The organism is Aporhodopirellula rubra (assembly GCF_014192335.1).
Lineage (GTDB): Bacteria > Planctomycetota > Planctomycetia > Pirellulales > Pirellulaceae > Rhodopirellula > Rhodopirellula rubra.
The window spans coordinates 136,546-151,105 of record NZ_JACHXU010000001.1; the positions used below are offsets into that span (position 1 = coordinate 136,546).

Annotated in this window: 6 protein-coding genes; 4 read left to right on the forward strand and 2 right to left on the reverse strand. The window is 56.3% G+C overall.

Features of this window, described 5'->3' with window-relative positions; all coding sequences use genetic code 11:
- Nucleotides 1-10 precede the first annotated feature (10 nt).
- Nucleotides 11-3,907 carry a FlgD immunoglobulin-like domain containing protein gene (locus tag FHS27_RS00445; protein ID WP_246418948.1) on the forward strand — a complete coding sequence of 1,299 codons (3,897 nt, stop codon included), beginning with the start codon at nucleotides 11-13 and terminating at the stop codon, nucleotides 3,905-3,907.
- 20 nt (nucleotides 3,908-3,927) lie between these two features.
- Nucleotides 3,928-8,253: an NHL repeat-containing protein gene (locus FHS27_RS00450; RefSeq protein WP_184300256.1), complete on the forward strand. Its 4,326-nt coding sequence runs from the start codon at nucleotides 3,928-3,930 to the stop codon at nucleotides 8,251-8,253.
- A 350-nt stretch (nucleotides 8,254-8,603) separates the two neighbouring features.
- Here FHS27_RS00450 and FHS27_RS00455 read toward each other — a convergent pair whose 3' ends face one another.
- Nucleotides 8,604-8,798: a hypothetical protein gene (locus tag FHS27_RS00455; protein WP_184300259.1), complete on the reverse strand. Its 195-nt coding sequence runs from the start codon at nucleotides 8,796-8,798 to the stop codon at nucleotides 8,604-8,606.
- Nucleotides 8,799-9,217: 419 nt separating this feature from the next.
- On the opposite strand from FHS27_RS00455, the gene FHS27_RS30905 reads away from it, so the two are divergent.
- Nucleotides 9,218-9,388 (forward strand): hypothetical protein, encoded by a 171-nt coding sequence (locus FHS27_RS30905; RefSeq protein WP_246418949.1) that lies wholly within the window; start codon nucleotides 9,218-9,220, stop codon nucleotides 9,386-9,388.
- Nucleotides 9,389-9,531: 143 nt separating this feature from the next.
- Here the strand turns inward: FHS27_RS30905 and FHS27_RS00465 are convergent, their stop codons facing one another.
- Complete coding sequence (locus FHS27_RS00465; protein ID WP_184301123.1) at nucleotides 9,532-11,058, reverse strand: glycoside hydrolase family 88 protein; 1,527 nt, start codon at nucleotides 11,056-11,058, stop codon at nucleotides 9,532-9,534.
- Between the two features lie 337 nt (nucleotides 11,059-11,395).
- Here FHS27_RS00465 and FHS27_RS00470 point away from each other — a divergent pair, with 337 nt between their 5' ends.
- On the forward strand, nucleotides 11,396-14,428 hold the full coding sequence (locus FHS27_RS00470; protein WP_246418950.1) for a CRTAC1 family protein: 3,033 nt from the start codon (nucleotides 11,396-11,398) through the stop codon (nucleotides 14,426-14,428).
- Nucleotides 14,429-14,560 lie beyond the last annotated feature (132 nt).

Below are 14,560 nucleotides of genomic sequence, written 5' to 3' on the forward strand. Positions count from 1 at the left end.
CTTTTGTTTGATGAACAATAATTGCAAGCTTTTTTTGTGTTGTCTCTCTGTCGTTTGGTCAGGCTTCGTTTCTTCCGCGTCCGCGACGCAGACCGACAACCGTGGTCTGCATGCAGTGCCGGTTCCGGATGACGTCGTCATTGATGGTAACCTCGCGGATTGGGATCTCTCGGGTCAGACATTGATGTGTTATGACTTGGAATCGCTTCAAGACGTGTATTCCGCCAAAGTCGCGGTGATGTACGACGCGGCGAATCTCTACATCTCCGTTCACTTCGCAGACACGACGCCGATGGGCAACCGGCATGACCCGCGTTATCAAGCTCACAAGGCTTGGGCAGGTGACAGTGTGCAAGTACGTTTTAAGACTGAGCGGATTAGCCACATCACGGCATGGTATTTTGCCGGCGAGAAGAAGCCGGGGTTTTATCTCGACCGTGGCAAGGATTTGAACACGCCTTTCGGCGGTGGTGCTGAGACGTTGTTTCACCAGGACGGTTGGAAGTTAGAACGTGGCGTCGAGACCGCGTATCGGAAGGACTCCGGCGAGCAGGGTTACGTGCAGGAGATGAAACTGCCGTGGTCGCTCGTGACGGACAGGAAGTATGAGGCTGGTGATCAGTTTCAAATGGGCTTCGAGCTTTTCTGGGGGCAAGGCGACTGGCCGTCTCATCGCTATGCGGACAACCTTAGTGAAGGGGCGAACGGTCGTGAGTTCTTCTTCACCAATCACAAAGGTTGGGGCGATCTTATTCTGGAAGCCGAAGGCAACTTGAACCTGCCTGAGCCCGCGTGGATGAAGAGACAAATCGAAGGACAGCCGACGGGGCCGGTGGAGATTGAGTATGAGCTTTTAAAAGACGGCAAGGTCACGCTGGCGATCGATGATTCTGATGGCCGGCGGGTGCGCAATCTCATTGCCGCACAATCTCGTACGGCCGGGAAGAACATCGAGAAGTGGGATGGTCTCGATGATGCGGGCAAGCCCGTGCTGCCGGGCGACTATCGGTTCCATGTCTTGACCCACGACGGTATTCATCTCAAGTACGCGCTCTCATTCGCCAATCCGGGAAACCCGACGTGGGCGACTGACGATGGGCGGGGAGCTTTTTACGGCGACCACACGGCACCGCAAGCGGCCGCGGCGGCTGGCGAGTTCGTTGCTCTCGCCACACCGATGGGCGAGGCAGGCAAACATCTCATCGCCACGGATCTGGACGGCCAGCGTTTGTGGGGACTCAGCAATCGGGTCGCTTTTGATGGCGGACACATTTCACTCGCCACTGACGGCACGACATTGTGGGTGGGTACCGAGGGCAAGCGATCGCTCATCTATCGAGTCACGCTCGCTGATGGAAGTTACGCGCCATGGGGTATCGTGCAGGAAGATAATGATGGGCGTGAGTTTAATCCTGTCGACCTTGTCGTTTCTGAGTTGCCGGGATTGGCCGCCGCGAAAGCCGAGGCAAACCTTCGGTCCATCGCTTGTCATCACGATGTTCTTGCTGCTGCTTTTGCACGCGAAAATGAGGTGCGTCTGTATCATGCCGTGACCGGTGAGTTGCTCTCTCGCATCCCGATCGATGAGCCGAAGTCAGTCGCGTACACATCGCAGAGCGAGTTGCTCGTTCTCTCGAAAGGCCGTATTCTCATCGTAGATGACAAGGCGGGGATCCGTCCGTTTACCACGCAAACGCACGCCGATGCCTGGGGATTGGCGGCGGGAGCGGATGGCCGCGTTTATCTTTCGGTGCGTGGCACTGATCAGAATGTGAAAGTCTTCTCAGCCGATGGGAAACCGCTGAGAGAGATTGGCAAACGCGGTGGGCGCCCGCACCATGGTCAGTTCAGTGCCGGAGCCATGCGGCAGCCGGCGGGCATCGCCATCGACAGTCGCAATCATCTCTGGGTGACCGAAGAAACCGAGAACCCCAAACGAACCAGCGTGTGGAATGTTGACAGCGGTGGGTTGCTCAAAGACCTCAGCGGCACTACCAGTTACGCGGGTGCCGGTACGGTGAACCCCTACGATCCCTCGATGGGATTTGCCGACGACACCGTCTATCGCTTGGATTGGGAGACCGGAACGTCCGAGCCAATCTACTCGGTCGGGAAAAGCGAGAATCCCGATGACCTCTTTCCACCATCGGTTCATAAATTGACCAGCCGCGTCGTGCAGAAGAACGGACTGCTTTATGTGTATACGACTGGAGCTGGACGAGGTTCCAGCGACGTGCACTGTACCGTCTTTGATGGTACGCATTGGCGTTCGGTGGCCCACACGGGTGTTGTGGGGCAAGGTCAGGCCAACCAGGGCCGGTTCTCCAAATACGAGCGTCGATTTGCCGGACGTGAAAGGCAACGCTACTCGTGGGCCGACGAGAACGGGGATGGTCTGGTGCAAGATTCGGAGTTGCAATTCGCGAGTATCGAGATCGACGACGAACCGGTCGACCTGCGTAGTTTCTACTGGGGCCAATTACCTGATACCGATGGCACCATCACCTACGCGGTCAAAAACCGTCAAGAATTGGTTCAATTCCCTGTTGCCGGCTACACCAAAGCCGGTGCACCGATCTACGACATCACGAATCCACATATCGTTCGCCCTGACCTCGAAATCATCGGCGGTGGTAATGGTGAGGGGCAAATCATTGGCGGTTCAAATGGTCGTATCTACATCAACCAAGATCCGCTGATCATGGTCGAGCCGAGCGGACATGTTGTGGGTGGTTATCCGAATCGGCACCTTTCCGTCCATGGCTCGCATCGCGCCAAAGCGGCGCGTTCAGGTTATCTGATCGGTCCATCTTCGTTCCTGGGAGTGATCCAGGTGGGCGATGAAAGCAAAGACGAGGCAGGCGAGATTTTTTGCCTCAACGGCAACCTGGGTGAGAACTACCTGTTCACCCACGATGGGCTCTTCGTTCAGTCGCTCTTTAGGGACACACGCGGTTATTCAGAGAAACCCGCACGTGCTGAACGGGGCATGTCGCTCGACGCTACTACCGCGGGTGGCGAAAGCTTTGGCGGAAACTTTATCCGAACCGTTGAGGGCAAGACTTACCTCACCAATGGTGGCACCGATGCGAGGGTTATTGAAGTCACCGGCCTCGAATCGATTCGACGCATCAGCGGTATGTTTACATACACGCATGCGGAGTTCGCCGAGGCACAGACGTTGCTGTCGCAGAAACTGGCCGAGACGTCCGAACCGAAAGCCTTCACCGTCCCACGCGGTACCGCGAACGTGGATGGCGAGGCGACCGAGTGGCCGGCTCTCATGGATGACGAGCAGCTTGCGATGAACGTTCAAGAAAACACCCGGCAACGTTACGCTCGCGTCCTGGCCCGTTATGACGACCAGAATCTCTACCTCGCCTACCGTGTTTTCGCTCCGCGTTCCGCGATGAAAAATGTTGGTCAGGACGATCGTTTGTTGTTCAAGACCGGCGACGCCGTGGACCTCATGATTGGTCCCGATGGAGCGAAAGACGACGCAGGGAATTTGCGTCTGTTGATGACTTTCAAAGACCGCAAGACACCGATCGCGGTTTTGAACGTGAAGAAGGCTCCCGGTGCCGCGGCGTCGGAAAAGTTTGATTTCAGTTCACCGTGGCGGACGATCTCATTCGAGCGCGTTGTCGTTACTCGCGGCGTGACTCTCGCATCTGCGGGCACGCAAGGCGGCTTCATCGTGGAAGGGGCCATCCCGTGGAACGAAATTGGCATCACTCCCGAGTCCGGTCTCAAGCTCAAAGCTGACGTTGGCGTTTTGTTCAGTGATGGTGGCACTCAAACGGTTTCCCGCCAATATTGGAGCAACAAAGCCACCGGTCTTGTCAACGACATCCCCGGCGAAGCGGACCTTGTTCCCGCAGCCTGGGGAACATTCACACTCGAGTAATCCATCAGGACCCCACCAACATGCGACTCAAACGCAATCTCTTCAACTCGCCGCTCGCGGGTGTGTTGCTGGCGATCTTCTTCGCCAGTGGAGATCAATTCGTTTTGGCACACGCTCGCGTCGCTGAGGCATTTTCAGCTTTCGATGCGACGTTGCTCGATCGTGCGACGTTTGCCGAACGCGTAGGCAACGCACCCGAGTCGTTGATTCAAGGTGACAATGAAGCGGCTCGACTCGGGCCCAAGGCGGTCGTGTGGTGCACGCAATCGACTCCGCATTGGAAAGGTATGACCTACGGTGCGGGACGAGAGGCGGGAACGAGGCATTTGCGCATCGGTTTTACGCAGTCCGTTGAGGTGGGCAGCGTGTTGGTCGGTGGTGGCGGTTCGCTAAGTGTGTTGAAGGCGGGCGCGGCGTATCCGGGCGATCTTTCGAATGAATCGCATTGGATTCCGGCGCAGAGGTTGGTAGACGGAGATGAGGCGAATGCGGAGGTGGAGGGCGGTGACTACGGTCTGTGGGTATTGCCTCCGGGTACCTCGACACGGGCACTGCGTTTCAGCCATACGCCTGCGGCCGGAGATCCCGAGATGGCGGGGCAACTCGCAGCGGTTTGGCTGTTACCAAATCGTTTAGCGAATGTGGCCCCGCAGGCGTTGGTGCAGTCGCGGGCACGCGATGATGTTTCGATGAAGATCGTTGATGAGTCGCACAACCGCACTTGGCAGACTTGGGAAAACGCTGAAAACGGCGCGGCGTTTCCGGTATCCGCCGAGCATCCCGAAATCGTCACGCTGACGTGGCCGAAGGCGGTGAAGATCAGCGGCCTCTGTCTGTTGTGGGCCGGTTTTGCCGAGTGCGAAATCGATGCCTTCACGGGTGCTGACGACACGAACGTGCGAGAGGCTCCCGAAGCATCATGGGTTCGTGTCGGCAGCGGACGTGACCTGCGATCGTGGTATCCGAGTCAACTCGGGCCGAACTGGATTGCCTTGGATCACGAGGTGAGCACTCGGGCATTGCGCGTCCGTATGACTGCGCCATCTAACGAGCGGCATTCGCATGTGACCAGCAAGAAAAAAGACGGCCGCCGTGTTTGGCTCGGCGAACTGATGACGCTATCGCCCGTGCGAGAAACAACGTTGGCGAGTCTGGTGGTGCCCAAGCAAGGCGAGGAACCGCCGCCGATTCCGGTGAGGTTCACGCTGCCCGAAGCGGGACTTGTGACGCTGGTTATCGACGACAAAGACGGGCGGCGCGTGCGCAATCTCGTGAGCGAAACGCCTTTCCCCGCAGGCGAGAACATCGCATGGTGGGATGGCAGTGACGATTTGCTGCGTGATCCGCAGGCGGCGGCTCACGGTGTCTATCACATCCCTTCTCGCCCCGTCGCGCCAGGCGAATACACGGTCCGCGGTCTGTGGCGAAAACCGCTGAGTTTGCATTACGAGTTCAGTATCTACAACGCCGGCAAACCGGCTTGGAAGACCGCCGACAACACCGGTTGCTGGCTCACGACGCACACACCTCCCACCAGCATGGCGTTTGTGCCGGGCAGTCGTACTGCGGATGGGAAACCACTCATCTTCATGGGCTGCTATGTCGCCGAGGGTGGACATGGTTTGCAATGGTTGCGTGAAGATGGCACCAAAATTGGTGGTCAGCACTGGGTCGGCGGCCATTGGACCGGTGCCCCGACACTGGCTGTCGATTCGGGGCCAAACGCCGACGCGGATCATCTGTGCTACGTCGGCTCTGTTTGGGAAGGCGAACTACGCCTCACTGCGAAAACCAAAACGCTCGGCGACCAGCCCGTCTTTCAAACTCAACTCGGAGACGATCCGCGGCCGAGGAAACCCACGGATCCAAGGCCACCGCTCATCGAAGGCTTCGAAGGCGGTGATCGCAAGTTCGTATTGAGTGGACTCGCGGTGCATGACGGCATCTTGGTCTGTGCGATGCTGCGGCAAAATGAATTGCTCTTCGTTGATGGGAAGTCCGGTGAGCTCGCAGGCCAGTTGCCTATTAACAGCCCCCGCGGTGTCACCTTTGATGCCCAAGGACGCATGTTGGTGCTCAGTGGTAATCAACTAATCGCTTACCCTTCGATTGAGGCGACGCAGGCCGAGACGATCATTGCGGAGGGGCTCGAGGATCCGAGACATATCGCGATCGATAAAAATGGCCAGTATTTCATCAGCGACCGCGGTTCCTCGCATCAGATCAAAGTTTTCACGTCAGCGGGGAAGTTCATCAAAGCGATCGGCAAAGCGGGAGCACCCACAGTCGGTGTTTATGACCCGCAACACATGAACAATCCCAACGGTCTCGCGCTCGATTCGCAAGGTCGCGTTTGGGTTGCCGAAAACGACAACTATCCGCGTCGCGTTTCCGTTTGGTCGGTTGACGGCGAGCTCGTAAGTACGTTCTACGGACCCACCGAATACGGCGGTGGCGGTGTGCTTGATTCGCGTGATGCGAACGTGTTTTTCTACAAGGGACTTGAGTTTGCGCTCGATTGGAAAAACGGTACGGATTCGTTGAAACGTGTCTTTGCTCGCCCCGATCCGCTGCTCGAGGCGCACTACGGTCACTTCTCGCCCGATTGGCCGTTGTATCCGTCGAACGCGAAAGGCCGGCGTTACTTCACGAGTTGTTACACGCATACACCGACGGGCGGTGACAATGCCGCGTTTCTTTGGCTCGACACCGTCAAGGAAGCTCGACTCGTCGCCGCGTTTGGCGATGCGCATTCGTGGAATTTGCTCAAACAACCCGAGTTTATCGCCGCGTGGCCAGTCGATTCGAAGCCTGAGGAATCCAACCCACGGCCAGACAAACGTATCTCGTTTCTGTGGATGGACTTGAACGCCGACGGTAAACCGCAAATCGCGGAACTACAGATGAAGAAAGGCATGGCACGCGGCGTCACTGTGACGAGTGATCTCGAATTCATTGTCACGCAACTGGGAGAAGACACCGCGATGTTCCGACCCATGAGCATCGATGCCGAGGGCGTGCCGCATTACGAATTCGAGTCCATTCGTCTTGGACCTGCGGGCGGTAAGCCACCGTCGAGTGGCGGAAACCAGACGTTGCACCGCGATGAGTGGACGGTTTCCACAAATGCCACCACGCCGTTTTCGCCGCATGGCCTTGGCGGCATGTATCGGGGTGAGCCGCGTTGGAGCTATCCGAGCCCGTGGCCTGGTCTCCATGCCAGCCACGAAGCGGCCGTACCAGATCGCCCCGGTATGGTCGTCGGTCACACACGTTTGCTCGGCGATTTCATCGATGGCCCGGCCGGCCCGATGTTCGGTGTCAACGGAAACATGGGGAACATGTATCTTTTCACGGCGGACGGATTGTTCGTGAGCACTTTGTTCCACGACATCCGACTACGACCGAACTGGGCGGCACCTGTCGCGACGCGCAATATGGACGTCACTGACGTCTCGCTGCACGACGAGAATTTTTGGCCCAGCATGACCCAGACACCCGACGGCAAGGTCTTCGTTGTTGACGGCGGTCGGACCAGCCTCGTACGAGTCGATGGACTCGACAGTCTAAAACGCCTGCCCGATCAAAAGCTCACCGTCACCAGCGGCGATCTTGAGAAGGCCCGTGATTGGTTCGCCCGTTCCGAACTCTCGCGGCAGAAGGCCCACGGAACTGGCGTCCTCGCCGTGCCGATTCGCACGGAACCGCCGACTGTCGATGGCAAACTCAACGACTGGCCCGCTACCGCCGAGTGGGCGATGATTGACCGACGCGGCACCAAGGCCAACTTCAACAGCAACTCACGCCCGTATGAAGTGAACGCCTCGATCTGCATCGCCAACGACCGGCTCTTTGCGGCTTGGCGAACAACCGAAAAAGACTTGCTCATCAACAGTGGCGAGACGCCCAATGCACTCTTCAAGACCGGCGGCTGTCTCGATCTGATGTTGCAAACCGACACCGACCAACGGTTGTTGGTCACGCTGGTGAACGGCCAACCGCGAGCCATGCTTTATCGTGCGAATGTCCCCGGTACGAAAGATCCGGTCGCCTTCAGTAGCCCTTGGCGGACGATCAACATCGACGTCGTTAAGGACGTTACCTCGCAAGTGAACTTCGCCACCGACAAAGCCGGCAACTATGAAATCAGCGTTCCCCTGGCGACGTTGCATTGGACTCCCGAATCCGATGACATCGTGCACGCCGACATCGGAGTCCTTCGTGGTTCCGGTGGCCAGACGACACAACGTGTCTACTGGAGCAACAAAGCCACCGCGATCACTGCCGACGTTCCCAGCGAAGCCGAGCTGACCCCGAAACTTTGGGGCCAATGGAAAGTCCGATGATCAGTGCGGGGGCAAGCCAGGCGAACACTGTTGTGAACGAGATCTACACTCGACTTGGCTGCGTAGGCCGTTGCTCTATTCTGCTTGTACCCTTCGCATCATCAATACGAGAGCATCGGGAGCTAGCAATTTGCGGTACCAAGGCGATACCTTTTGTCCGGCTGCAACATGGACGACTGTTTGAGGGCTAGCGACTCGTGTTCGTATTTCGGGCGAGTTAAGGCGTTTGCCACCCATCTCGAAAAGCGAGAAAGTACCGGTGCAATTCGAGTTTGCTTGACTTTCGGGGCTGAAACGAAATGTGTTCTCGTTTCCTCTACAAATTCGGTCACGGAGATTGAGTCGCCGTTCTATTCGACTTGTTTGTTGATCGGCACCATGACGGTGTAAGTTTCCTCGACATGTTCAGTCGCTGTGTTCGTGAGAACTGTCTCGCCGGTGTCGAATTGCAGGGCACCGCAGAACTCGATTGGTGTGGAAGGGAAGTTGTTTTTTTGCTGTTCGGCAATCGCTTCTACCCGTCCAAGACGTGCGTCGGACGGCATGGAGAACGAGTGTCGTGTTGTTCAATAGCGGCAAATGGCGGGGGGCGAGTTGTTGATTATCTTCAAGCCAAACGGAGGTTCTTCCTTCTTTTAGAATGCGTGCCAGTTCATTCCCGTTGAGTAGACGGCCATCGCTGCGATACGCTTCGACGCAAATCTTGGTTGTCGTTTGTACTTCGCCGTTGACGATGACTTGTTCGGTATAAGGAACCTGAACTCCGTAAAGGAGTTCTTTGGATTGCCAAACCAATCGCTCGACTGTGAGAGTGGCTGGGTCTTTTAAGCGTGCCAAGCAAATGTCGGGTTGTTGCGTTGGAGCCCTGGTATAGTCAGTCACGATGCTCAAATGCATATTTAATGGGGTTGGTCTGCATGGTTGAGGAACGGACGGTTGAGAAGTCGTGGGTTGGCTGGGGCTCATGAAGTTGCATAACTCGTTGCTGCCCCTTTGGGTGAGCGGGGTTTCTGATTCGTTTGCGACGATCGTCCGTTTTAGTTGGTCGACGGGCATGCGGGGCACGTTGGCTGAGATGATCGTGGCCGCGGGTTTTGGCGTTTTGTATAGCTTCTTCACGCAGTCGCGGTTTTGACATCGTTCGGTTTGTACCTCGTTTTGGCTACGCCCACGTCGGCACTGACATCTGCTGATTCTCGATCGGGACAGCGTCCATCGGCGGCCGCGTGATTCGCGGGTAGATACACACCCACTTTGATTATTAGTTAATTTCTTTTGTTATTTCTTTTCCAACGCCGCGATGAGCTGTGCGGTGAGTCCCATTCCGACTGGGAAGATCACGCGGCGGTTGCTTTGGGCTTCGGGAGAACGATTGCTCGGGGTCCCGTGAGCGAGCAGGCCGTCGGGTGTGAGGAAGTTGGTCAAACCGTTTTTGGTTTTTAACGCCGCAGTGCGTGCACGTTCGGGAAGGATGCCTTCGCTGGCGCCGATGGCGAGTGCGGCGGCGATTCCTGCGGAGCCGGAGGTGTCGACGGTTTGCGACGGGAGATCGAAAAGGTTCCGCCAGAGACCGTTGTCTTGTTGATGTTGCAGTACCCAGTCCATGGTGCGAATCGCTTCGGCCCGCAGGTCGTTCGTGTCGGTACCCTCAGGGGCTTCCGCGATACCACGAACGAGGCCGAGAAAGTACCATGTCACGCCCCGGGCCCAGTTCTTCATGTGGCGTCGGCCGTTGGAGTTCCTCAGCCAAAGGTCTCCCTCTTCGACGAGCAATGTTTTGCGAATACGAAATTGGTCGAGGGCCATCTCGACGAGTTGAGGATCGTTGCGAAGTCGGCCGATGAGCATGAGTGGATAACCCACCGTGTAGGAACCTTCGGCGCTACACAAGCCACCGTCCTGGATGCAACCCTCGGCATAGCCGGATGAGCGGCGTTTGTCTTTCCAAAAATCGATCGCGAGCTCGATGGTGGGATGATCGGGACGTGTGCGAGCGATCACGGCGAAAGGGAGCGAATCTTCGATCCCGAAAACTCGGTTGTCGCATGGAACACTCTTGGGGTCTTCATAAATAAGCTGGTCGCCATGCAAGTAAAGATTGATGCGTTCTGAGAGAGCGTGATCGAGTTGTTCGTTATCGGAGACTTTGGCTAATTCAAAGACGCCATCCAGGATCGCACCCTCCATCCAACCGAACGGCTGAACTGTGTCAACGCCTTCGAGTCGTTTCATGTATTCCGCCCAGCGATCGGTTTCGCCCGCCACCATGAGATGCGGTTGGAGCATAGCGGGAATGTCAGGGATGTCTGATGTTGAAGAACTCGCGGAGGGCCCGAAGAGGTGGAACGGTGCGTTGCCCACGGTTCGGGTGATGAGGATCCCTTCGGCAAGGACGCGGGATGCCTGAACTCGAGTGAGTGTTAGCTCGCCGATTTGGAAGACCGGCGAGAAATTGAGTTTGATGTTGCCGAGTGGTTCGGGATCACTCGGAACACGAATTTCCAGCAATAACGGTTCATGGGAATCGAGTGCGGTGGCAACCCGAAGCTGAACACTGTCCCCGGGCGGTAGTTCTTGACCGGACCACTGAACGAACGTTGCTGTTTCTTCGTCGGCGGGTGCAATGGCGATGGAAGGCCAACCGAAAGGGACCCGTTTATCGCTCGGAACAGAAAACGCGGGTGATTTTTCGGAGGTTGCTGGAATATGCACTGCGTCGGCGTAACTCACTTCGTTCAAAACGGTGGAGTTCGCTAACAGGCCCACAAACAATCCGGTGGTGAAAATCATCTTACGAATCGACATGCGGTAAATCTTTGATCGGAATGTGATAGAAGACATCGGTATCACGATGATGGGTAAGTAGGTCGAATGTATCGGTAGTCTGTCTGCCTTGTTACACGTGAACAGATACACTGACTCATCCAACGCACACGTGAATGAACTGAGCTATTGTGAGTCGATGTTCTCAAGAAGATCGTGTTCGTTTCACAAAATTGAAACTCGCGAGTGACTACGGTAGGCTCGCTCGCTCATTACAACTACCGTTCACGCCGCTGTGTATCCACCGTCAGAATGTGGCGATGCAAAATCATTCCCGGTCGTTCAAAATTTCTTTCCACATCGCGTTGATTTCGCAACCATGATTCGACTATTCGCAGAGATGACACGATGTCCGGCAACGAAATCTCACGTTTCGATTTCCATCGTGTTGTTCATGATCGCAACGTTTTCCGGATGTGCCGGGGAAACGTCGCTCAGCGACTTTGGCGACAAATCGGAAGGTGTGGATGTTTCGCCTCTGAGCGCGATGCAAGCGGCGATCAATTCGGGTAATTGGCGTGCTGCCGATGAATACTCCGATGCGGTGTTAATCGCTCACTCGCACGATCCCAAGGTGATTGCGCAGGTTGCTCGCGTTGCACATGAAAACCAACGACCTGAGGCTGCTGTGGGGCTGTTGGTGGATGCCGCGCATGCGGGATCGCTGGCGGACGAACGTGCCGTTTATCAAGCCGTGATGGGGTTGATCTCGATAGGGCGAATCTTCGAGGGCATTGATCTGCTTTCCGAAGCCGTGACGCAACATCCCGATCAAGACGAAACACGGCGTTGGTTGTTTGATTTTCTGGTTATCTTTGAACGTCACACCGAGGCGATTCCGCACGGACGGACACTCGTGCGGAACCGAAAATTCGACGTCGAGTTACTGATGGAGGTGAGCAATACCGAGAAGCGGGACTTGGAGAACGATTCCCTTGATCAAATGGTCGAGCGAAATCCGAGCGACAAGCGACCGTTGATCGGCAAGGCAAAAAACTTGTTTGATCAAGGCAAAATGACGGAAACGGAATCTGTTCTGCTCGAGATTTTGGAGGCATCTCCGAAGTTTCTGCCCGCTCAATTACTGCTCGGACGGACGCTCGCGGATTTGGGGCGGTATGAGGACTTGCCGGCGTGGTTTGAGGCAACTTCTGTTATGAACGGCTGCGAAACAGAATGGACTTACTGGGCCGTGTTGGGCGATTGGGCACGTCACGAAGGTGAGTTATTGGAGGCGGCTCGAGCGTATTGGGAGGCGACTCAGCGGAACGCGGATGTGGGTTTGGTGTGGGCGAAACTTGCCTCCACGCTTCGGCAGTTGCCGGAGTTTGCCTTGAAGAAGTTGCCGGTTGAAGATGCAGTGCAGGCCATCGAAGCGGCGCAGCAGCGTGCGAATCAATTGAGCCAAGCAACTCAGGCGAAGAAACGTTTTGATCGCGCGGGAAGGGACTCAAGAGTCGAAGCCGCCAACGTGGCGACGACACTGAGTCGGCTGGGACGGCCCTGGGAAGCGGAGGCGTGGGCGGCCATCGCGATGGGATTTCCAGTCTCGCCTGACGAACCCGATGTTGACGTGGAGGCGGTGCGGCAGGAAATCGTCAAGTCGCTGCGTCGTGATACGCCGTGGCAGGTAACAAAGCAGCACCCGGAGTTGATTTGCGACCTCGGTCACCTGCCCAAACCGAAGCGACGATCGGATGATTCGCAATCGCGAGTCGCGTCAGCGCCACCAATCGCGGTCGCATCGATCGCCCCAACGCTGGTCAACGAGGCGGCCGAACGAGGTTTGCAGTTTTTCGGACGAACACGCGATGATTTGGACCAACCTGGCATCCCGATTTATGCCGAACTCGGGTGTGGCGGTGGCGCCATCGATTTTGATCTCGATGGTTGGTGTGACTTGTATTTGTCGGCCGCTGGTGGTACACCGCCGCATCGCGATTCGGCTCCCAACGCGATGTGGCGAAACCAAGACGGACGATTTGTAGACGTGGGCATTCAGACTCGGACGAACGATACCGGTTTCGGGCAAGGGGTGGCCGTAGGCGATCTCAATGAAGACGGTTTTCCCGATTTGTTGGTGTTGAATTACGGCGAAAACACGGTCTACATCAACAACGGTGACGGCACGTTTTCCGACGCCACCGCGAAAGTCTTTCCCGATCGTCTTTCGCGATGGTCATCCAGCGGTGCGATCGCGGACATCGACGGCGATGGGCTCTCCGACGTGGTCGTCCTGAACTACTGCGCGGGTCTCGATCCGGTGACGGACTCGTGTGTGGATGAAGAAAAGGGCATTCACAAATCTTGTGCGCCGATCTATTTCGCCGCCGAAGCGGACAGTCTTTTTCATAACCGAGGCGATGGAACGTTTGTCGATGTGACGCAGGATTGGGGCTTTGAGCCGACAATGTTGGGGCGTGGTCTGGGCGTTGTGGTTTCGTCTTTGGATCGCCAACCGGGGCTAGATATCTTTGTTGCCAATGACATGAGCAATAATCATTACTACAGCCACGCGTCGGCGGGATTGCCGCGGTTGATGGAGTCAGCGATCTCGCGTGGTTTGGCTACGGATGATCGTTCTAACCCACAGGCCTCGATGGGAATTGCCACCGCGGACATGGATCGGGATGGCGATCTGGATATCTACATCACCAATTTCGAAGACGAATACAACACGTTTCATCAGCAAAACGGGAACGGTTTTTGGCTCGACCGAACGCTGCAGCAAAACCTTTCCGAAGCGGCATTTCCGATGGTGGGTTTCGGAACCGAAGCCGTCGATTTTGATAATGACGGATTGCTAGAGTTGGTGGTGGCCAACGGGCACGTTGACTTCCCTGTGTCTGAAAGTGAATCGGAATATCTGCAGCCGATGCAAGTCTATTACCAAACGACTGGCGAACGGTTTGCCCTCTTTCGGACTCATGATGCAGGCGGGTATTTGTCGGGAAAACACTCTGGGCGAGCGTTATGGACGGTCGATGCCGATCGAAATGGGAAGACAGATCTCGTTGTCACGCACCAGACCGAACCGGTCGCGCTATTGATCAACCAAACGCAGACCGATCACCACCAAATTACTTTCCGCTTGATCGGTCGCTCCGTAGCTCGCGATGCAATCGGGGCCATCGTCGAGATCGAGCAAGATGGCCATCAACGCATTGGCGTGGTATCGGCAGGTGACGGGTACCTATGCAGCAATGAACGTTTGGTGCGTTTCGGGCTCGGAAAAAACAAGATGCCTGTCACCGCAAAAATCACATGGCCTGACGGAAGCGAGCAGGCGATCGACACAATCAAAGTGGATCGCGAGTGGACAGTGGTTCAGGGGCAGGGGCCGTTTTTCTGATGCCACTGACCGTTCCCCGTGACAGCAAGCGTGTCACAGGGAACGGAATCAATTTCTTGCATGGACGATGTGATGACGAGTAATGATTTAATTCACGGCCGAAACGCCGGAACCCATTGGTTGGCAGGGGGA